General features: G+C 71.0%; 15 protein-coding genes. 6 read left to right on the top strand and 9 right to left on the bottom strand.

Annotation, left to right across the window (positions count from 1 at the left end):
• Positions 1 to 4: 4 nt before the first annotated feature.
• From CSX12_RS06375 to CSX12_RS06400, 6 genes are all read right to left on the bottom strand, one after another.
• On the bottom strand, positions 5 to 1,627 hold the full coding sequence (locus CSX12_RS06375) for a glycosyltransferase family 39 protein (RefSeq protein ID WP_124895236.1): 1,623 nt from the start codon (positions 1,625 to 1,627) through the stop codon (positions 5 to 7).
• Positions 1,624 to 4,734 carry a glycosyltransferase gene (locus CSX12_RS06380; RefSeq protein WP_124895237.1) on the bottom strand — a complete coding sequence of 1,037 codons (3,111 nt, stop codon included), beginning with the start codon at positions 4,732 to 4,734 and terminating at the stop codon, positions 1,624 to 1,626. Before CSX12_RS06380 ends, CSX12_RS06375 begins: the two co-directional genes overlap by 4 nt.
• The gene (locus CSX12_RS06385) at positions 4,718 to 5,731 is read right to left on the bottom strand and encodes a rhamnan synthesis F family protein (RefSeq protein ID WP_124895238.1); all 1,014 of its coding nucleotides are present in this window, start codon (positions 5,729 to 5,731) and stop codon (positions 4,718 to 4,720) included. Before CSX12_RS06385 ends, CSX12_RS06380 begins: the two co-directional genes overlap by 17 nt.
• A gap of 134 nt (positions 5,732 to 5,865) precedes the next feature.
• Complete coding sequence (locus tag CSX12_RS06390) at positions 5,866 to 6,453, bottom strand: hypothetical protein (RefSeq protein ID WP_241160578.1); 588 nt, start codon at positions 6,451 to 6,453, stop codon at positions 5,866 to 5,868.
• 2 nt (positions 6,454 to 6,455) lie between these two features.
• Positions 6,456 to 7,418, bottom strand: coding sequence for a glycosyltransferase (locus CSX12_RS06395; RefSeq protein ID WP_124895240.1), 963 nt, complete (start codon positions 7,416 to 7,418; stop codon positions 6,456 to 6,458).
• On the bottom strand, positions 7,415 to 9,325 hold the full coding sequence (locus CSX12_RS06400; RefSeq protein WP_124895241.1) for a glycosyltransferase: 1,911 nt from the start codon (positions 9,323 to 9,325) through the stop codon (positions 7,415 to 7,417). Before CSX12_RS06400 ends, CSX12_RS06395 begins: the two co-directional genes overlap by 4 nt.
• A 150-nt stretch (positions 9,326 to 9,475) precedes the next feature.
• Between CSX12_RS06400 and galE the strand changes: the two genes are divergently transcribed.
• Positions 9,476 to 10,492, top strand: a complete 1,017-nt coding sequence (galE, locus tag CSX12_RS06405) for a UDP-glucose 4-epimerase GalE (RefSeq protein ID WP_124895242.1) — start codon at positions 9,476 to 9,478, stop codon at positions 10,490 to 10,492.
• On the opposite strand, the gene CSX12_RS06410 is transcribed toward galE, so the two are convergent.
• Both CSX12_RS06410 and CSX12_RS06415 read right to left on the bottom strand, forming a co-directional pair.
• Complete coding sequence (locus CSX12_RS06410; RefSeq protein WP_124895243.1) at positions 10,483 to 11,781, bottom strand: O-antigen ligase family protein; 1,299 nt, start codon at positions 11,779 to 11,781, stop codon at positions 10,483 to 10,485. The genes galE and CSX12_RS06410 overlap by 10 nt on opposite strands.
• Positions 11,778 to 13,193, bottom strand: a complete 1,416-nt coding sequence (locus CSX12_RS06415) for an O-antigen ligase family protein (RefSeq protein WP_017203253.1) — start codon at positions 13,191 to 13,193, stop codon at positions 11,778 to 11,780. Before CSX12_RS06415 ends, CSX12_RS06410 begins: the two co-directional genes overlap by 4 nt.
• 68 nt (positions 13,194 to 13,261) lie before the next feature.
• Between CSX12_RS06415 and manA the strand changes: the two genes are divergently transcribed.
• From manA to CSX12_RS06435, 4 genes are all read left to right on the top strand, one after another.
• A complete protein-coding gene (manA, locus tag CSX12_RS06420) occupies positions 13,262 to 14,392 on the top strand; it encodes a mannose-6-phosphate isomerase, class I (RefSeq protein ID WP_124895244.1) in 1,131 nt (376 codons plus the stop codon).
• 159 nt (positions 14,393 to 14,551) lie between these two features.
• A complete protein-coding gene (locus CSX12_RS06425; RefSeq protein ID WP_017203251.1) occupies positions 14,552 to 14,869 on the top strand; it encodes a WhiB family transcriptional regulator in 318 nt (105 codons plus the stop codon).
• Positions 14,870 to 14,965: 96 nt separating this feature from the next.
• Positions 14,966 to 17,992, top strand: a complete 3,027-nt coding sequence (locus tag CSX12_RS06430) for a glycosyltransferase (protein WP_124895245.1) — start codon at positions 14,966 to 14,968, stop codon at positions 17,990 to 17,992.
• Positions 17,989 to 19,371 carry a DUF5719 family protein gene (locus CSX12_RS06435; protein ID WP_124895246.1) on the top strand — a complete coding sequence of 461 codons (1,383 nt, stop codon included), beginning with the start codon at positions 17,989 to 17,991 and terminating at the stop codon, positions 19,369 to 19,371. Before CSX12_RS06430 ends, CSX12_RS06435 begins: the two co-directional genes overlap by 4 nt.
• A 27-nt stretch (positions 19,372 to 19,398) precedes the next feature.
• On the opposite strand, the gene CSX12_RS06440 is transcribed toward CSX12_RS06435, so the two are convergent.
• Positions 19,399 to 19,827: a hypothetical protein gene (locus CSX12_RS06440; protein ID WP_225855796.1), complete on the bottom strand. Its 429-nt coding sequence runs from the start codon at positions 19,825 to 19,827 to the stop codon at positions 19,399 to 19,401.
• Positions 19,828 to 19,905: 78 nt separating this feature from the next.
• Between CSX12_RS06440 and CSX12_RS06445 the strand changes: the two genes are divergently transcribed.
• On the top strand, positions 19,906 to 20,112 hold the full coding sequence (locus CSX12_RS06445) for a DUF3499 family protein (protein WP_124895247.1): 207 nt from the start codon (positions 19,906 to 19,908) through the stop codon (positions 20,110 to 20,112).
• Positions 20,113 to 20,164 lie beyond the last annotated feature (52 nt).

Below are 20,164 nucleotides of genomic sequence, written 5' to 3' on the forward strand. Positions count from 1 at the left end.
CGGCTCAGTCGCCGGCTGCTCCTGGCATCCGGTAGAGGATGAGCTCGGGTCCGGTGTGCGCGCCCCCGATCACCTTCGCGAGGTACTCGACGCTGCGCCAGATGCGGACCGGCTCCCACGGACTCGCCGGGGGAGTGCCGATGCTGCTCCAGACGGTGTCCGGCTCGAGTTCTCGGATCGCGCGGTAGACGCTCTGCTCCTCGGGCATCGAATCGGCGTTGAGGTAGCGGGACACCATCGCGGAGGACGTCAGCACATAGGGAAGCGGATCCATGCCCTCCCTGGGCTGCACGACTCCGTCCTCGACCGTCAGCTCGGAGGCGAGGTTGCGCGGCCCGTCGGTCAGGAACGGCGTGTACCCGTCGTAGAACGTGTCGTCCGCCTCGATGCCGCGTGCGTCGAGGTCGGCGGCCGCGGTCTGGCGCGTGTCCGCGGCGAGGGCGCTCGCGAGTTGCGCGGTCGAGGCCAGGAGCAGCGACAGCAGCGAGAGGGCCCCGAGGACCCCGACCGCGACACGGGCGATCGTGCCGCGCTGACGCGCCCAGCGCCATGCGGCATCGGCGCCCACCGCTGCGAACAGCAGGGGCGTGACGTACATCGGCAGCCCCCATCGGTCCCAGTGCAGCGTGAGGGCGGAGATGGCGACCCAGAAGACGAGGCCCGTCAGAAGCGGGGTCATGTCCCAGCGTCGGGTCAGCACCGCGGAGACCAGACCGATCAGGGCGAACAGCACCACGAGGACGCCCGCGTTGTTCAGGAAGCCGGTCGCATAGAACGCCGCGTTCCCGGCCCAGTCCAGTCCGTCGGCGCCCAGGTGACCTGTCGAGTTCTGCTGCAGCAGCTGCGCGCGGACGGCCGAGAAGTTCGTGAACAGGGAGGGCGAGAGCGCGAAGGTGAAGCCGATCGTCATGCCGATCGCGGCGAGGCCGCGGATCGGGATGCGCCAGAGGTGGCGTGATCGGATCGACGCGATCACGACGGCGGCGGCGATCGTGACGGTCGCGGCGAGAGCCGGGTACTTCGCCGTCACACCCACGGCGACGCCGGCGCTGGCCAGGACCAGCGACGGCCATGACTCGGTCTGCAGATACCGCACGCACCCGAGGATCACCAGGAGCACGGCGAAGACGAGCGGCACGTCCGGAGTGGCGTAGCGCGAGTTCTCGACGAAGGGAGGGAAGAAGGAGACCGCGAACGCCGCCCAGAGACCGGTCGTGCGGGCGAACGAAGCGCCGATGAAGTACGCGACGACGATCGACGCGGTCCCCAGCGCGGCCGTGACGGCGCGCGCGAGGGCGTAGAACGGCGCCGGGTCGACGGCGAAGAGCACCTCGGGGGAGCCGCCGCCGAACAGATGCGACCAGGCCTGGAAGGCGAGGTAGCTCAGCTGGGTCTCGAGATGATCCGGCCGGAAGAAGTGCGGCGGCTCGAACGAGTTGCGCTGGGCCATGTCGATGGCACCCTCGACCACGACCCATTCGTCGGCGTGCAGGGCGAACGGGAGCCCCCACCCGATGCCGGCGAAGCGGAGGACGCCACCCACGACCGTGATCGCGAGTAGGCCCCAGACGATCAGATCAGGTCGCGATCCCAGCTTCCGTCGGGCCGTCGTCACCGCGTCGCTCATGCGACGGTGTTCTCGAGGTCGGCGATAGCGTGCTCGAGGAGGACCCTGGCGCGCGTCGCGAAGGAATGCTCCGCGCGGATATGCGCGCTGATCCGCGCGAGCTCGTCCTCGTCGGGGAACTGCGCATCGAGGTCTCCGCTGAGGAACGGGATGATCTCGGACACGCTGCGGTAGGTCTGGACGGCACCCTGGAAGATCTCGTCGATCCCGGGGACGGTGTCGCTGTACACGCGTCCGCCCGCGGCCACGACGTCGAACAGGCGGTTCGAGATGAACCCCTCTCGCTGCATGTCGGCCCAGTGGTCGTTCAGCACCACGGCGGCGCCGGCGTACATCTCGCCGAGGGCGGCGTTGTCGACCCGCGACCCCGCGATGGCCTCCGCCGGGACGAAGCGCTCCCAATCGCCGCCGTAGAGCTCGAGCGGGAGTCCGCCGCGCACCGACTCCATCACGGTCGGTCGCGGGATGCCCCGGCTGTTGCCGACGAACAGCAGGCCTTCGCGCTCACGGGCGGCGGTGGGGCGGAAGCGGTCGGGGTCCGTGCACTGCAGCAGCGGCTCCACCGGCAGCGACCAGCGGCGCGTCACGTCCGCGGACCAGCTCAGGGAGGCGGCGAACACGCGATCGAAACGCTGCGCCTCCGCCTTGGCGACCATGTCGGGGTGGCTGATGACCCAGAGGTACGAGAGCGAACCCGGGGACGGAACGAACTCGTCCAGCCCGCGCAAGTGGACGACGACATCGTCGAGATACTCGGTCTCGCGATGCTGCGCCTCGCGCGCGTCGACCACCGCGTCCTGCCCGAGGGCGGTGAGCGCATCGGCGAGAGCGCGGCCGAAATGCGTGTCGCCCCAGCTCTCTCCGACCGGCCCCGACGGGGATGCCGTCTTGATCGCCCATCGCAGGCGCGGGATGACGCGGCCGTCGAGCGTGGTGGTCTTCCGGTCGCGCGTCACGACAGGGAGGAGGAGCTCGGGCTGCGGCTCCGGAGTGCTGTCGTCGTCCTCCGTGGCGACAGAGGGGAGCACCTGGCGCCAGTGCGGTACCCGCATGTCGAGCGGGGCGTACCAGCGCTCCGGCGGCGTCACGGCGCATCCCGCCAGCCGGGAGCGGAGCGCGGAGGCCGTTTCCGCCGGGTCGAGCTGGACGAACTCCCACGGCGCGGCCATCTGCGTGAACTCGACATCGGTGCGGACCGCGAGAGATCGGTCCTCGAACGCGTTCGCCAGGCCCGCCCATTCGTGTTCGTTGAACAGCAGGGGGTCGAGGCCACCCGCCTCGGAGAGCGCCGCTCTCGACACGAACGCGCTGCGACCGGACAGTGCGCGCAGCTCGACCGTGGGACCGAGCCGGCGCGCGTCCTCGATCGGGTGCCCGCCCAGGATCGCGACGGGAGTGCGCTGCGAGCCGACCAGCAGGGAGCCCATGCTCTCGACCGTCCCCGAGGTGCTCACGGTCAGGGGGATCACGGCAGTCGCCCGGCCCGAGGAGACCTCATCCACGAGTTCGCGCACACCGGCCGCGGTGAACAGGGACAGCGGGTCGATGACGCCGAAGACCCGCGCGGTGCTGCGTCGGAGCTCGCGCTCCACCACGTAGGCGAACGGTTCGCCGCTCTGGTGGAGCATCGCGGACACGCGATCGCGCCCGCTCGCATACGCGCTGATGTTCCGCCACTCGTCGGGCTTGACGCCGACCGCGACGATGCGGACGTCTGCGGAGCCCTCGGCGATCTCGGTCAGCGCGACGAACTTGGAGGCCAGCGCCGCATCGTGGCGCTGGACGAGGCAGACGACGGTGGTGTCTGCGTCCGGCCCTCGTCCCTCCGTGCCGTTCTTCGCCGAATGGCGCAGCCGGACCTCGGTGTTCCAGCCGAACGCCTCCGTCGTCGAGATGCGGTCGGACGCATCCTCGGAGTTGTCGTAGCGGGCTCCGAGCGTTGGCACGTGTCGGATGGGCGCGTGAGCGGCGAGCTTGAGGATGAGGTCGTAGTCGACCGCGCGGCGGAGAGTCGGGTCGAAGCCCCCGACCGCCTCGATCGCGTCTCGCCGGGCGACAAGCGTGTTCAGGTCGATCGAGTTTCCGCGGAGCAGACTGGTCGGACTCGGCGATCCGTAGCGGTATCTGGTGCCCGCCTCGTCCTCCATGGCGATCGTCGCGTACGCCGTCGTCATGCTCTCCCGCGTCATGGTCGTGACCATGTCGTGGAGGAAGGTCGGCAGCCACGTGTTGTCGCTGTCGAGGAAGGCGACGTAGTCGCCGGTCGCCGCGGCGATCCCCGCGTTGCGCGCGGCGCACACGCCCTGGTGATCGTTCTTCAGCACGCGGATGCGCGAGTCCCTCGAAGCGAGCAGCTCGGCGGCGGAGACCGTGTCGTCCCAGGAGCCGTCGTCGACGATGAGCAGCTCCCAGTCCGACCAGGTCTGCGCGATGATCGACTCGACGGCCCGCCGCATGGCGCCGCCGCGGTTCCAGACCGGCATCACGATGCTGACCTTGCCGCCGCGGTCGGTGTCAGCCGGAGCGAGGGACTCGGCGTGGGTGAGCTCCCGACGCGGGTAGCGCTCGCGGCGGTCGCGCTCGAGCTCCGCCCACTCCGCGGTGGCGTCACGGAGGACGGGGTAGATCTCCGACCACGGCACCGGGTGCGCCCCACCGGATTCGATGCTGACCTCGGTGCTCGGGTCGCGGGTGACGCGCTCCCAGAGGTGACCGACGGGTCCCGCCGGATGCTCGAGCGCCTCGGGGTTCTCCTCGACGTAGCGAGCGACGCTCCAGACCTCGGTGGTCCTGGCATGCCAGGCGGCGGAGTTGAAGTAGTCGTAGAGCGCCGGTCGGTCCGTCCGGATCATCGATCGGCGCAGCACGAAGGGGTCCGTCAGGACGTTGAGCGTGTAGCCGAGCCGGAACCCGACGGTCGCGTAGTGCATCGCCGCGTCCTCGACGGTGATCGACGGCACACCGAGCTGGGCGGCGTACAGCGGCGCGTCGACGATCCCCAGGCGCGCCAGCCGCTCGGCGCGACGACGCGGGTCTCCGGCCTCGACGGCGCGTCGGACGACCGGGACGCGTCGCGCGAGCCTGGACAGTTCACGAATCGTCGACATCGGGGGAGAGTCCTCTCTTACCGGTGCGCTTCGGTGTGCGGTAACCGAAGGCGGCACGCTCGATCGGGTTGAGCTTGGCGAACCCGTAGTTCTCGTAACGGCGCTCGCTGTATGCCGAGCGGGTCTGCTCGAGATAGTCGCGCACGCCCTGCATCTGCTCCGGGTAGCGCGCCTCGAGTGCCGTCAGCAGCGTCCCCGCGCCGAGCCAGTAGGGGTCGTAGCGCAGCGTGTCGAGCTTGATCAGCGGGAGCCGACCGTCGTCCAGCGTCGCGTCGGCGAAGGCGCTCGACCAGTTGAGGTTGTCCGCCTGTGCCGGATCCCTGCGTCGACGCGCGTCGAAGTAGCTGTCCTCCGCCGAGTCGAATCGCGCGGGGAAGCGCTGACGACGCTTGCGCAGCCAGTGGATACCCCGGCGGACGGCGAGGAGTCGCTCGGCTCTGGTCGGCTCGAAGTACGACCCGATGCTGAACCCCGCGTTCATCATGGCCTGGCTGATCCCGATCTCCTGCTCGGCGATCGCACTGGCGCGGTCCGGTGCCGGCTTGGCGTCGGTCCAGAAACGACGGAACGCCTGCGAGTGGACCGCCGCTCCGGAGAAGTGGAGGAAGTAGCTCTGCACGTGGGGGGCATGCCGGTTCGACCGGGTGATCCCCCAGAGCTCGACCGGTCGCGCGCTCATCGAGGCCACGATCTTGCTGAGCGGGCGGAAGAAGCCGACGTAGGAATCGTTCGTGAGGAGGACCTCGTCGTGCGACTGGCCCCAGTCGTAACGTTCGAGGCAGTCTCGCCAGGAGCCGAAGTCGTGGCCGTAGTTCGCGCGCCGCACCAGCGTGGCGCGGGAGGAGATCGCGTCGGAGGCGGCGGTGCTCAGGTCGACCGTCGTCGCGAGCACGACGTCGTCGAAGACCGTGCCCAGCTCATCCAGCTGACGAAGGACATGAGGTGCGACGTCGCCGCGGGGGTCGTAGTGCGCGACGATCGCGATGCGCTTGGTCATGGCGCCTCCTCGGCGGTCTCGGACTCGACGGTGCGCGGCACAGGCATCCTGGTCTTCTTCTCCTCGGTCGATCGGTTCTTCGTGCGGGTGGGGCGCGAGGCCTTTCGGGAGCTTACCCGGGGGTCCGGGCAGGCTCAGAGGCCGACCAGGCTCCTGAGCTCCTGAGCGGCAGCTCGCGCGGCATCGACGGCCGACGCGACGTCCGCGTCGTCGCTGATCGCCGTCCGAAGCTCCGTCAGTCGCTCGGCATAGGCCGCGACGCCGTCCTCCCACGCGGCGGCGATGCTCGACGGCGGCTGGGCGTCGGAGAGGCGCTGCGCGTCCTGCTGGAGCGTGTCGACGACGGGCAGGGCGTCCTGGCCGGTCGCGCCGGCGACGATGTCGAGCCCGCGGGGTGCGTCGTTGAGCCATCCGCTCACCTGACCGCGGAACCCCTCGATCGTCGGGTCGGGCACGGGCGGCGGGGTCGCCACGGAGGTCTCGGAGGGCTCGGGCGCGGCTGTCGGCGAGCCGGAGGGCGACGGACTCGACGACATGGACGGCGTGGGCGTGGCGCTCTCGGTCGGCGTCGGCGCATCGCCGCGGGGGAGGAGGAAGAAGAGCAGCGCCGCCACGATCGCGATCACAGCGACGACGAGGCCGATGATCGCCCAGACGCGCCCTGTCCGCTTCGGCTGGGGAGGGAGCGGCGCCCAGCGCAGCTCCGGCTGCTGTTCGTCCATCGTCACGCCTCCAACGGGGCCATCGGCTGCCAGGAACGGTCGCGGCCCACCTTCGCGCCGTCGCGGATGCCGCGGAACAGGTTGCTGGTGCCGCGCACGGTCCGCTCCACGAACACCAGCCGGATCAGCTCCTTGAAGAACGTCGCCGTGGAGCCGAGTGCGAACAGCACCGGGTTGTAGACGCCGTGGGCGCGGTAGTACTGCTTGATGAAGCCGCGGTTGCGCATGATGTAGTAGCGGTACGCGTTGCTCGAGGCGTTCATGTGGCGGATGCCCATGTCCCACTGCTTGATCTCGCGCGTGCGGCGCAGCACGAACTCGTCCACGATGACCGAGGTGGTGCGACGGGACGCGAGCCAGCCGTACATCTGGTCGTCCCAGTAGATGAAGAAGCGCGGGTCGGGCAGACCGATCTGGCGCACGATCGAGCGGTGGATGAACATGCCCTCGAAGCAGCCGCTGTTCATCTCCTTGTAGCCGGACTCGTCGAAGCCGGACGGCGCGAAGGGGATCGGGATGCCCATGCGCTCCGCGATGCGGTACTGCCAGTAGAACTCGCTGCCGTCGTAGTCGTAGCGGCGCCCCTGGATGCTCTTGAACCGGCTGCTCCAGACGCCCATCTTCGCGAGACCCTCCGGGAGGACCTCGACGTCGTCGTCCATGAGCCAGATCCACTCCGAGCCGAGCTCGTAGGCGGTGCGCATGCCCTCGCTGAAGCCGCCCGAGCCGCCCGTGTTCGTCTCGAGGCGTCGGTAGACGATCTCGGTGCCGATGCCGTCGCGGAAGGAGTCGACGACGGCGGTCGTGTCGTCGGAGGACGCGTTGTCGATGATGACGACGTGGCCCGGCTTGGGATCCATCGCGGTGATGCTGGTCAGCAGACCGGAGAGCAGATGCGAGCGGTTGAAGGTGACGATGACGATCGTCGCGGCCGTGGGGTCGAATGCAGCGGGCGCCGCGGTCATGCCTTCTCCTCGAAGATCTGCTGCCAGGACTGGGGAGACACCAGCTCGGGGAGAGCGGCACGATACTGCCGCTGCAGCTCCGGCCAGCGGCGGCGGAGCTCGGCGTGCAGCCGCACGGTCTCGCGCAGCATCCGGCGGTACTTCCGGCGATCGCGCGTGTAGATGTTCTTCCCCGACCCGTCCGCCGCGCTCACCAGAGCGCTGTCGAAGGCGGGAACGCGCCACCAGTGCGCGTCATCCTTGCCGAACTCCACCTCGGGCTGCGCCACGTTCGCGGGATCCGGGCGGTGGATCAGGTGCGAGATCAGCGTCGACAGGGTGAACCAGCGCAGCCGCAGGCCCGTCGGGTTGTCGAGGTCGTTCTTCGGCAGCTGCTTGTAGACCTGGCGTCCGCGCCGGGAGTGCAGGACCGTGGAGGGGTCGCGATGCACGACGGTCTCCGGGAACTCGGCAGCCAGGGCACGGGCGGCTGGCATCGCCGTCGCCAGGTTGCGACGCATGTGGTCGGGGCCGGAGAGGATGTCCCGCAGGGCCTGCGCACGCAGAGCGACGGGGTAATACTGCATCATCATCAGGTGCTTGAGGTCGACGCGACGACTGTGCACGATCAGACGCCCGCCGCGCGGAGCGTTGGAGTGGATGAGCCCGGCCACGATGCGGTTGCGGGCGTGGAAGTACGCCTGCCAGTCGATCGAGTCGTCCTTGTTCACCCAGGACACGTGCCAGAGCGCGACGCCGGGCATCGACACCGTCGGGAAGCCGGCTTCGCCGGCGCGGAGGCAGAACTCGGCGTCGTCCCACTTGATGAAGGCGGGGAGGGCGAGGCCGACCTTGCGGATGGCCTCGAGCGGGATGAGGCACATCCACCAGCCGTTGTAGTCGGCGTCCATGCGCATGTGCAGGAGCGTCGACTGGCGCAGGTTCGAGGCGCCGAAGTCGTGCGGCATCTTCTCCTGGTAGAGGTTGCGCCACATGAACGGGCCCTCGTCGACCACCTCGGCCCAGCCGTGCAGCTTGGGGCGGTCGAGCAGATCGAACATGTGGCCGCCGACCAGCACCGGGTTCGTCGCGAACTGTCCGAACACGATCGAGCGCCGCAGCGACTCCGGCTCGAGCCGGACGTCGTCGTCGAGCAGCTGCACGAAGTCGCTCTCCGGGCGCTGCAGCGTCTCATGCATCGCCCGGGCGAAGCCGCCCGAGCCGCCGAGGTTGGGCTGACGGATGATCTGGAGCGTCTCGCCGAGCCGGGCGGCGACGTCGTCGAAGCCCTCCTGATCCGCGACGAGCTGCGTCCCCTGATCGACGAGGAAGATGCGGTCGACGAACTCGAGTGCGTCCGGCGACGCCGCCAGCGCTCGCAGGGTCTCGACGCAGTAGTCCGGCTTGTTGTAGGTCGTGATGCCCAGCGAGGCCTTGCCGGAGCGCGCCGGCTCCTGCTCTGTGGTCCACTCGGCGCCCTCGAGGACGGCGGGCTTCTCGTCGGCGACGATGTCGAACCAGATCCATCCGCCGTCGCTGTACTGGGTGAGGTCGAGATCGAAGGACGTCGTCGCCTCGCCGGTGACCTCGCGCGTGGCGACGCGCTGGCGGACGCCGGAGCCGTTCGAGCGGTAGACCAGGATCGTCGCCGGCCCCGTCGTGCGGACGGTGAGCTGAACCGCGCGCACGCTCGTCCAGTGCTGCCAGTAGGAGGCGGGGAACGCGTTGAAGTAGGTGCCGAGCGAGACGCGCCGCCCTGCGACGATGCGTGCCCGGTGGCGCCCGAGGATGTTCCCGAGGTGCGCTCTGCTGGACACCCGGACGGGCTCGTCCTCGATGACCGACCACGTCTCGGGGTCGGCGTAGAGGGGGAGGAGATCGGGGTCGCGATCTAGTGGGAAGACGACGTTCTGAAGGACGTGGGCCACTGGGGAGTTCTCCGATGTTGGTACCGCGGTCCGCTGCGACGGGGCAGCGCGGGATTCGACGAGCAGTGAGTAGCCTACCGTCCGTCGCCTGCGGATCTGCGGAGAGCAGGCCCCGGGGCGGCGTCGGGGCGACTGGCTAGACTGACCGCGATGAAGGTTTTGATCACCGGCGGAGCCGGCTACATCGGCTCGACCGTCGCGACCGCGTGCATCGAGGCGGGACTGCAGGTCGTCCTCCTCGACGACCTCTCCCGCGGACTCCGGGCCTTCGGCGAGGGCCGCGACCTCTACGTGGGCGACATCGCCGACGCATCGCTGCTCGACCGCCTGCTCGCCGATCACTCGGACATCGACGCCGTGGTGCATTGCGCGGCGCGCATCGTCGTGCCGGAATCGGTCGCCGATCCGCTCGGCTACTACGACACCAACGTGGGCAAGACGATCGTCCTGCTGCGACGGCTGCGCGACGCGGGCATCTCGCGGATCGTCTTCAGCTCGTCGGCGGCGGTCTACGCGGGCGAGAGCGGGGAAGGGGTGGACGAGAGCGGTGCTCTCGCCCCGGCGAGCCCGTACGCCGTGACGAAGGCCATGGTCGAGCGCATCCTCGAGGACGCCGCGACCGCCGGGGACTTCCGCGCGATCGCGCTGCGCTACTTCAACCCGATCGGCGCCGACCCCCAGCTGCGCACGGGGCAGCAGACGCCGACGCCGTCGCACGCGCTCGGCAAGATCATGCAGGCCCGCGCCACGGGTGAGCCCTTCCACCTGACGGGCACCGACTGGGCGACGCGAGACGGCTCCGGCCTGCGCGACTACATCCACGTCTGGGATCTCGCTCTCGCGCATGTCGCCGCGGTGCAGAGGTTCGACGAGGTGGCCACCGCGACCCGGCCGTACCGGGTGGTGAACCTCGGCACCGGCGACGGGGTGACGGTGCGCGAGCTGATCGCCGCCTTCGAGCGCGTGACCGGGGCGCCCCTCGCTGTCGTCGAGACCGATCGTCGGCCGGGGGATCAGGCGGGCGCCTTCGCGATCGTGGAACGCGCTGCCGACGAGCTCGGGTGGCGCGCCCAGCGGTCCGTCGACGACGGGGTGCGCGACGCGATCGCCTGGTCGGAGCGGCTCCGCGCCCTCCTCGGGGACGCGGACGGCGCCGGCTACTCCTGAGGCCGGAGGGTCGGGATCGCGCCGGTCTGGGCGGCGTCGATGTTCTCGCGCCAGGAGCGGGACTGACCGGCACGCAGCGCGCACAGCACGAGCAGGAACCACCCGGCGCCGACGAGCGTGAAGCTCTCGAACATCGAATCGACGGCGAGCGTGACGAGGGTGATCGGCGTCCACGCATAGACGACGGAGCGACGCACGCTCGCGACCAGCCAGGAGCGGATCAGCGCGACACCGCCCAGCAGCAGGAACAGCACCAGCCCTGCGGCGCCGAGCTGCAGCAGCACGTCGAAGAAGGCGTTCAGGGCGCTCTGGTGATGGTCGTCCAGCTGGAAGTTGATGTAGGTGAAGGGGTACTCCCCGCGGGCCCAGTCGCCGAACCACCCCCACCCCTGCACGGGCTTGAGGGCGACGAAGTCGAGGATCGTGTTCCAGAGCGACCCGCGGATCGAGAAGTCGGAGCCGGCGTCGAGCAGGGCGATGATCTGGTGACGCAGCGCGAACGCGATCGTGAGCGCGAGCGCGACGAGGACACCGAGGGCCCACTGCACCAGGTTGCGTCTGGCCGGCGAGGTGTGCCGCACGATGGTGAGCGCGACCGTCACGACCCCGACCGCGCCGGCGAGGACGAGCACGGTCGGCGAGGCCGAGAGGAACGCCAGCGACCCGGCGAGGGCGATGGACACCACGGCGAGCGGCGGGTCGACCGACTGCGTGCGCCATTCGATCACGAACGTGATCAGCGCGATCACGGCGACGAACCCGAGCATGTTCCGACTGCCGAACAGGCCCTGGACCGGCCCGCCGACGGCGAGGTTGCCTTGGATGCCGAGGAACGTGAACGGCAGATCGAGCAGGATGCCCGAGAGGATCTCGACGGCGAGCGAGGCCGCGAGCAGGCCGCGCAGGGTGTCGCCGATCGCGCGGACCGTCTGCAGGGTGTCGCGGATGTGCCCCACCGTGATGGCCAGGAACGCGAAGCCGAACAGCGACATCCAGCCGAACAGGGTGTCGGACTTGTCTGTCGACCACACCACGCTGACGAGCGCCCACGCGAGGAACGCGATGAGGGAGGACGGCGCGATCCGCAGCAGGGAGAGCTCCTCGCGGCGCACCCACAGGATCGCGGCCCCGACCAGGCACAGCACCGCGATGACGGTCGCGAGCGTGACGGCTGAGGTCATCCGCTCGATCGCGAAGGAGCCGAAGACCGCCGTGAGCGCGGCGATCGTGAACGCGCGGGCGAGCTCGACGGAGCCGAGGAGCCGGGCGAGCGTCCGCACCGGGGTCACGGCACCCGCCGTTGGCGTGCGCCCCGCTCGAAGACCAGATCGCGTTCGCCGACGCCCACCAGCGGCACGGACTTGAGCTTGAACGAAAGGAGCACCAGCAGCAGCCAGCCCCACAGCATGATGGGCGTGGACTCCGACAGTCCCTGCACGAGGAGGGTGACCGTGAACAGGCTCGGCAGCAGGGTCAGCGGAGAGTACGGGCGTGCGGCGTCGAGGTCCCAGCGCGGCCGGTCGACGGCGAAGAACCACGAGCGCCAGAGGAGGCTGCCGTACGCGACCGCCATCACGACGACCCCCAGGGCTCCGAGCTGCAGCAGGACGTCGAGCCACATGTTGTGCGCATGGAAGACGGTGATGCCGTGGTCGGTGATCCAGTGGTCGAACGCCGGGTCGGTGGGCACCCACGGGCTCGAGAAGCCGTTACCGATGATCGGGTGCTCGCCCGCCCGCTGAAGGACCTTGGCCCAGATCAGATCCGAGCGACCGGTGAGGTCGACGTCGCGTCCGAGCAGCGCGAGGAGCGGTCCCCGCAGCAGCCAGACCGCGGCGACGGCGAGCACGGTGCCGCCGATGGCGACCACATAGATGCGGGTCCGCGCCCCTGGGGTCCGCGCGTGCCGCATCAGCAGGGCGACCGCGAGGGTGACGACGACGGCCGCCGCGCACGCGAGCGCGGTGGCGGACGAGGTCCGGAACAGGAAGTACACGGCGAGGAGCATCCACAGTGCGAGCGTCGTGCGCCACCGTGCGCGCGCGGCGAACAGCACCCCGAAAGTGATGAGGGCGAACAGCGAGATCATCGCCAGCAGGTTCGCGTTTCCGACGATGCCCTGGATCCGTCCGCCGTCGAAGAGGTTGTCGCGCACCCAGTACCACTGCGGGTCGATCTTCCCGTCCGGCAGCGTCGCGAAGTTCGGCAGCAGGGGGCCGTGCAGCACGAGGGAGACCCAGAGCTCGATGGCCAGCGAGAGCCCGAGGATCCACTTGAACGCCGAAGAGAGGGCGCGCACGATCTCGTGCCAGGTCAGCACGTGCGCGATGAAGAGCCCGTTGACGGTGATCGCGGCGAGCAGGAACCACGTGATGAGCGTCGGTCCGCGCCACTGCGACCAGACGATGGAGAGCAGGGCGAGCGCGGTGTAGCCGAGCGCAGCCCAGGGGAGCCGCCGCCAGCGGAACGGCTGCGGCCGGTTGCGCGCCAGCATCGGGACGCCGATCGCGGCGGTCGCGAGGGTGAACACGACCAGGGTCAGCGCGGCGCCGGTCTGCCCGAGCAGGTTGTACACGGCCGAATGTGCGAAGGCGATCACCAGGACGAGGATCACGTACCCGCGCAGCAGCAGGTGCCCCGTCGACTCGCGCTCCGGCGCGGTGGGCGGAGCGGACACCGGATGCTTCGTGTACTGGGCCATCGCGTTCAGGCTACCGCGCCGCGCTCGGAGCGTCCCGGATCAGCGCAGCTCGGCTCTACGCTGGGGGCATGCTGCTGCGTCTCTCGAACACGCCCCGCGACTACGCCTGGGGATCGGACACCCTCCTCGCCGGACTGGAGGGCCGCACGCCGACGGGCGCGCCCGAGGCGGAGGTGTGGTTCGGGGACCATCCCGCCGACCCCTCCGACGTCGCGGAGGACGGAACGCTGGATCAGGTGACCGGCGGCAGCCTGCCGTATCTGCTCAAGCTGCTCGCGGCCGGCCGGCCTCTGTCGATCCAGGTGCACCCGACGATCGAGCAGGCCCGTGCCGGATGGGAGCGCGAGAGCGGACTCGCCATCGACGACCCGCAGCGGAACTACCGCGACGACAACCACAAGCCGGAGCTCCTCGTGGCCCTGAGCGAGCGCTTCGAGTCGCTGAGCGGGCTGCGTCCCGTCGCCGAGACGCTCGAACTGCTCGACGGCATCGACGACAACGCCGGTGTGACACGTCTGCGAGAGCGCCTGCGTGGTGACGGGGACGTGCTGCGCGAGGTGATCGGCTGGCTGCTCGGCGGACACGCGCAGCGCGAGGTCGACGACATCATCTCCGCCGTGAAGGTCGCGGCCGCGCGGCAGGAGCCGGGGGAGTGGGATGTCACGCTGCGGGCCATCGCCGGTGTCGCGGAGACCTACCCCGGTGATCCCGGCGTGGTCGTCGCTCTGCTGATGAACCACGTCGTGCTCGAACGGGGTGAAGGCGTCTTCCTGCGAGCCGGGCTGCTCCACGCCTACCTCTCCGGCCTGGGTGTGGAGATCATGGCGGCCAGCGACAACGTGCTCCGCGGCGGTCTCACGCCCAAGCGCATCGACGTCCCGGAACTGCTCGCGATCCTCGACACCGCTCCGGGCGCGGTGCCGGTGCTGCGGGGGACGGGCGACGGCGCCGTCACCTCGTACCCGGTCCCGGTGCCCGACTTCGCTCTCGACCGGATCGAGCTCACCGGTCAGCCGGTCGCGCTCCCCGTCTCCGGTCCGACGATGGTCCTCGCCACGTCCGGAGCGGTGACGGTCGCGGCGCTCTCGGGCGCACGGCTCTCCCTCGCGGTGGGCACGGCGGCGTTCGTCGGAGCCGATGAGGAGGGCATCACGCTGTCGGGTACCGGTGAGGCCTTCCTCGCCCGCCCCGGCGTCTGAGGGCCGTGCCGACGCGTCGCGACACGCCGACGCCGGCTCAAGAACCTTCAAGAGTCGCTTGAGGGTTTACGATCCGCGACTTGACCGGAGCGAATGACACGGGTGTAATTAGTTGAGCACGGCCCGCCAGGGGGGCGGTTTGAAGGGTTGGAGGTCGAGATGACGGGATACCGTTCCGATGTGCCGGAGAACTGGTACGTCGACCCGGTGAACCTCGGCGTCCCCGGGGTGCGGCGAGCCGACCCGGACGACGACAACGCCCTCGCCTGGCAGAGCGACGCGCTCTGCTCGCAGACCGACCCGGAGGCGTTCTTCCCCGAGAAGGGCGGCTCGACCCGTGACGCCAAGCGCATCTGCACCTCGTGCGACGTGCGCGGCGAGTGCCTCGAGTACGCGCTCAACAACGACGAGCGGTTCGGCATCTGGGGCGGGCTCTCCGAGCGCGAGCGCCGCAAGCTCAAGCGCCGCGCGAGCTGACCGTCGTCACCCTCCCGCGTGGGAGCCGATGGCTTCGCGGGCGCGCCGCGTCCGCTGACCCGAGCCGGAGTATCGCGCGCATAGGCTGACGACGTCATGCCAGCCCGAGTTCACGCCATCATCGTCGCGCGCCACGGATCCTCCTCCCGAGCGCAGCTCCTCCGCACTCTCGAAGCTCTGCGAGATCAGACGGCGCCCCCGGCCGCGATCACGCTCGTGGTCTGCGGCGACGCCTCCTCGGCACGCGAGAGCGAAGCCGTCGCGAGCACCGTGGAGGGCATCATCGAGGCGCGGTCGACCACGACGTTCGCCGAGGCGGTCGAACTCGCCCGTCCGCGCGTGCTCGAGGGCTCCGCGATCTGGCTGCTGGCGCAGGACACCGCCCCGCATCCGCGGGCGCTGGAACGTCTCAGGGGGACGCTGGAGCGCTCTCCCTCTGCGGCGATCGTCGCCCCCAAGCTCGTCGCGACGGACAACGACCGCGAGATCGTCTCGCTCGGCGTCAGCATGACGGCGCTGGGACGGTCGGTCGAACTGGCTGCCGGGGAGCTCGACCAGGGCCAGCACGATCGCATGGACGATGCCCTCGGCGCCGACGTGCGAGGCATGCTCATCCGCGGCGAGGTCCGTGACGCGCTGCGCATCGATCCGGCGCTCGCCGGTGCAGACGAGGGACTCGACCTCGGCGTGCGCGCGCGCCTCGGGGGCGGCAGGGTCGTCCTGGCGCCGAGCGCGCGGGTCTCCGCAGCGCCCGGGGGGCCGGCGGCGCTGCCGTCCGGCAGGACGCGCCGCGCCTACGTCACACGCCTCGCGCAGCTGCATCGCCGCCTGGCATATGCGCCGGCCGCCGCCGTGCCGCTGCACTGGCTCAGTCTGCTTCCGCTCGCGCTGTGGCGCTCGCTGACGCATCTCGTCGGCAAGCGCCCGGAGTCCGTGCTGCCCGAGTGGTGGGCCGCTCTGACCGCGATGGTGCGCGTCGGTGCCGTCGCTCGTTCCCGGTCGCGCATCCGCGCTTTCCGCACCTCGACATGGGCCAGCATCGCGCCGTTGCGGGTCACCTCCTCCGACCTGCGACGGCGGCTGGACGACGGGCACGGCAGTGAAGGCGGTGCCGTCAGCGAGCTGCGCTTCTTCTCCGGCGGTGGCGCCTGGGCCGTGCTGGCGGCGTTGGTCGTCAGCATCGCCTCGTTCACCACCCTGATCGCCTGGCCGGCGGTCGGCGGAGGCGGACTGCTCCCGCTCCGGCAGACCGTGTCGGCGCTCTGGGCGGACGCCGCTTGGGGTCTGCGGGGCATCGGCGTCGATGTCGTCGGTCCGGCCGATCCGTTCGCCGCGGTGGTGGCGGTCGTCGGAACGCTGTGGCCGGGGGCGCCCTCGTTCGCGATGGTGCTCCTGTGGATCCTCGCCCTGCCCCTCGCCGTCCTTGGGGGGTGGTTCGCTGCCACGCGCGTGACCGACCGGGCGGGACTGCGGATCTTCGCCGGCGTCGCGTGGGCGCTCGCGCCGACCTTCCTCACGGCGCTCGTGGAGGGGCGGCCTGCCGCGGTCCTGGTGCACCTGCTGCTGCCCTGGCTCTTCCACAGCGCCGTCGTCGCGCACCGCTCCTGGGGAGCTGCCGGAAGCGCGTCCCTGCTGCTCGCCGCCGTGATCGCCTGCGCCCCGTCGCTGGCACCCGCGCTCGCGCTGCTGTGGGTCGTCGCCCTCGGCATCGTGCTGGGCACGGCGCAGTTCCGTGGGGCGGGGCGGCTGCTCTGGCTGCCCGTGCCGACCGTGGCGATGTTCGCCCCTCTCGTGCTCTGGCAGCTCGCGAACGGCACGCCCCTGGGAATCCTGGCCGATCCCGGATCGATCTGGGCGGGACCGCAGGCGGCAGCCGATGCGGCGGGTCGTCTGGCCCTCGCCACCGGATTCCCGACCACGGGTCTCGCCGAATGGACGGCGCTCGTCCCCGCCTCGATCGCGGTGTGGGCGCCGGTGCTGTGCGCGCCGCTCGCGCTCCTGGCGCTCGGGGCCGCCGTCGCCCCGCGCTGGCGGGCCGGCATCACCCTGCTCGTCGTCGCCCTCGCGGGGCTCGCGACGGCCTTCCTGGCCGTCGGCGTCACCGTCAGCTTCGTCCAGGGCGCTCCCGTCGCGATCTGGCCGGGTGCGGGACTCAGCCTGGCCTGGGTCGGGGTGCTGGGAGCGGCTCTCGTCACGCTCGACACCGCGCTCACGCTGCCGCGGCTGCGCGTGATCGCCGCGGTCTCCGCCGGCGTCGCGCTGGCGGTCTGCGCCGTGCCCGCGCTCACCGCCTTCCACGCCGGTCGCACTGTCCTCACCAACGGCCCGGAGTCCACCCTGCCGGCCTACGTCGCGGCGCAGGCCGCGGGCGACGCGTCGGTCGCCACCCTCGTGCTGACGCCGCAGAATGACGGCGGCCTCGCAGCCGAGGTCGTCTGGGGGGCCAGCGAGACGCTCGGATCGCAGACGACCATGCTGTCGACCGCCGTCGAGCCGCAGGGCGAGGACGTCTCGACCCTCGCGGTCGACCTCATCTCCGCCCGCGACTTCGACGCACCGGGCGAGCTGGCGGCGAAGGGGATCAGCTACGTCCTCCTGTCCGCGGTCGCCGGCGGGGAGGGCGATCGTGCGCGGACGCTGCGCACCACCGCCATCGCGTCGATCGATCAGCGCCCGGGGCTCGTGCACGCCGGTTCGACCGATCGCGGTGTCCTCTGGCGGCTGGAGGCCGACGCCGCGGCCGCTCCGGAGCTCACCTCCGCACAGGAGGGGACCGCCCGGCTGGTCGTCACCCTGCAGCTGCTGGCCGTGCTCGCCGCCCTTCTCCTCGCGATCCCCACCCGCGCCTCCCGTCGCGCGGCGCGCGCCCAGTCCCGCATCGTCGGCCGTGCTCCCGAAGAGCCCCTCGTCCTTCCGCGCCACGCCGAGGACAGAGACGACCCGGAGGACCAGCCGATCGGAGCGATCGAGGAGCCGCAGGACGCTCCGGCGCTGGAAGACGAGGCGTTGGCGCCGATCGCCGAACCCGTCCCTGACGTCGACGAGGCGTCCGGCGCAGACGGCGAGGCGGAACCCGACGATGCCGATCGGCCGGCGCCGACAGGCAAGGAGGAGGACCGATGACGGGGACACGTGCATTCCGGGTCGCCGCGACCGGCGCGAGGCTCGTCACCGGTGTGGTCGTGGCGGCGGCGTGCGTCGTCGGCGTCGCGACCGCGATCCATGCTCCCTGGCCGACCGTCCGGCACGAGCCGGCACAGGTCGACGTCACACCGCTTCCCGGCGACAGCGTGCTCGTGTGCAACGGAGATCTCCGCGCCCTCGGCCGGGATGCCGCCGCGCCGTTGGAGATGCGCGCGGCGGGGACGCCGTCGCTCACCGCCGGAGGCACCTCAGGGCCGCCCGCGGCGATGCAGCTCGCGGCTCCGGATCTGGGACAGGACTCCGGCCCGCAGGTGCTGACCGGAGCGGTCGAGGAGCGCTCGGCCCCGCTGATCGCCGGCGCCGAGTCCATCGCCGTCGCCGCGGACGACCTCGCCGGGTATGCCGCCCTTCCCTGCGGCGTGCCGCGGCTGGACTCCTGGCTCGTCGGAGGAAGCGTCGCCACCGGCGCCCAGGACATCGTGACCCTCACGAACGCCGCCGAAGTACCGGCGACCGTCACGCTGACGATCTACGGCGCCACCCGGAGCACGACGACGACGGTGGTCCCCGCTCGCACCCAGATCGGCCTTCCGCTCAGTGCGGTCGCGGCGGGAGAGGAGGCGCCGGTCGTCAAGGTGGCCGCGGTGGGCGCCCCGGTGCGGGCCGTCCTCCAGTCCTCGCTCGTGCGGGTGCTCGACCCGGCGGGCGTCGACCTGCAGGATGCGGTCGCCGGCGCGCAGCAGAACCTCGTGTTCACCGGCGTGCAGGCCTTCGCCGCGGACGGAGACGACGCGGAGATGACCGTGCTGCGCCTGCTCTCGCCGGGCGCAGGCACCACGGCGACCGTCCGCGTCCAGCGCGAGGGGTCGAGCTCGACCGTGGACGAGTTCACCGTTCCGCTCGATGCCGACGTGCCGGCTCAGGTCTCCCTCAGCGGCCTCGAGCCCGGGCGCTACACCGTGGAGGTCGACGCCGAAGCTCCGGTGGTGGCCGCGATCCGCGAGCAGGACGGGTTCGGCCTCGATTCCGACTTCGCCTGGGCGACCCCGGCGCCGGAGATCCAGGACGAGGTCGTGTTCGCGGTGCCCTCGGGTCCCGCCCCGCGCCTGCAGATCGCGAACACCTCGGACCAGGACGCGACCGTGACGCTCGAACCGCTCGACGGGGGCGAACCCCAGGAGGTGAGCATCGCCGCCGGCGAGACCCGAGGGGTGGAGGTCGAGGCGCGCACCACCTACCGCATGCGGACGACCGGCGCGGTGCACGCCGCTGTGACGCTCACCGCTCCCGGACGCCTGGCTGTGCTTCCGGTGCAGGCGAGCCCGGGCGTCGAACGGTCCATCACGGTCTACCCGTGAGCTGACGCGCACGCGCGGCGCGAGGAGTCAGTGATCGTGCCCGAGGTCCCAGGGCTCGCGACCGACGTACTCCGCGGCTGCGCGGAAGACGGCGCTCTCGATCGCCATGCGGCGGTGTGCGGCGTCGTCGTGCCCGGGGGGAAGGAGCCGCTCGATGGGGAGCCGGAACAGCACGATGCGCCGATTCTCGCGGTCGAGATACCACCGAGGCACTTCCTCCGTCGCGTCGAAACCGGGGATCGCGCCGATCTCGAAGCGGACCTCCTGCAGCTCGGGCCACGTTCCGCGCAGGAACTCCACCGCGGTGCCGACGGTGAGGTCGAATCGGTCGATGCGGCCGTCGAGCGGAGCGAGCGGCGGACGCACGACCTCGCTGCGGCCGAGCCTCCCGTGGCGACCGTGCCGCGCGCCGCGCCGTGGTGCGGCGGAGGCATGGGTGGCACGACGACGGGGCATGACGAAAGTCTAGGCCGTACCGCGTCGCGCGGCGCGGCATGCCCGGCTCCGGCGCGCGCCGGCCGTACGCTGACGGAGATGGACGAACGACTGTGCTCGAAGGTCGGCTGCGCGCGAGAGGCCGTGGCGACGCTCACGTACGACTACGGGGATCAGATGGCGGCCCTCGGCTCGCTCGGCGCTGCGAACGACCCGCAGGCGCACGACCTGTGCTCCCCGCATGCGGATCGGCTCTCCGTGCCCGCCGGGTGGCTCGTGGTGAGGCACGAGGCTCTCCGCGCCTGAGCGCGTCCGTTCGACACGCGGTCGCCGGGCCCGAGGTCGAATCGAAGTCTGG

Source organism: Microbacterium sp. Y-01, assembly GCF_003856715.1.
Classification (GTDB): Bacteria; Actinomycetota; Actinomycetes; order Actinomycetales; family Microbacteriaceae; genus Microbacterium; species Microbacterium algeriense.

Excerpts from the sequence above, each read along its gene's own strand:
- CSX12_RS06375 (WP_124895236.1), bottom strand. The coding sequence starts at position 1,627 with ATGAGCGACGCGGTGACGACGGCCCGACGGAAGCTGGGATCGCGACCT.
- CSX12_RS06380 (WP_124895237.1), bottom strand. The coding sequence starts at position 4,734 with ATGTCGACGATTCGTGAACTGTCCAGGCTCGCGCGACGCGTCCCGGTC.
- CSX12_RS06385 (WP_124895238.1), bottom strand. The coding sequence starts at position 5,731 with ATGACCAAGCGCATCGCGATCGTCGCGCACTACGACCCCCGCGGCGAC.
- CSX12_RS06390 (WP_241160578.1), bottom strand. The coding sequence starts at position 6,453 with ATGGACGAACAGCAGCCGGAGCTGCGCTGGGCGCCGCTCCCTCCCCAG.
- CSX12_RS06395 (WP_124895240.1), bottom strand. The coding sequence starts at position 7,418 with ATGACCGCGGCGCCCGCTGCATTCGACCCCACGGCCGCGACGATCGTC.
- galE (WP_124895242.1), top strand. The coding sequence starts at position 9,476 with ATGAAGGTTTTGATCACCGGCGGAGCCGGCTACATCGGCTCGACCGTC.
- CSX12_RS06415 (WP_017203253.1), bottom strand. The coding sequence starts at position 13,193 with ATGGCCCAGTACACGAAGCATCCGGTGTCCGCTCCGCCCACCGCGCCG.
- manA (WP_124895244.1), top strand. The coding sequence starts at position 13,262 with ATGCTGCTGCGTCTCTCGAACACGCCCCGCGACTACGCCTGGGGATCG.
- CSX12_RS06425 (WP_017203251.1), top strand. The coding sequence starts at position 14,552 with ATGACGGGATACCGTTCCGATGTGCCGGAGAACTGGTACGTCGACCCG.
- CSX12_RS06430 (WP_124895245.1), top strand. The coding sequence starts at position 14,966 with ATGCCAGCCCGAGTTCACGCCATCATCGTCGCGCGCCACGGATCCTCC.
- CSX12_RS06435 (WP_124895246.1), top strand. The coding sequence starts at position 17,989 with ATGACGGGGACACGTGCATTCCGGGTCGCCGCGACCGGCGCGAGGCTC.
- CSX12_RS06440 (WP_225855796.1), bottom strand. The coding sequence starts at position 19,827 with ATGCCCCGTCGTCGTGCCACCCATGCCTCCGCCGCACCACGGCGCGGC.
- CSX12_RS06445 (WP_124895247.1), top strand. The coding sequence starts at position 19,906 with ATGGACGAACGACTGTGCTCGAAGGTCGGCTGCGCGCGAGAGGCCGTG.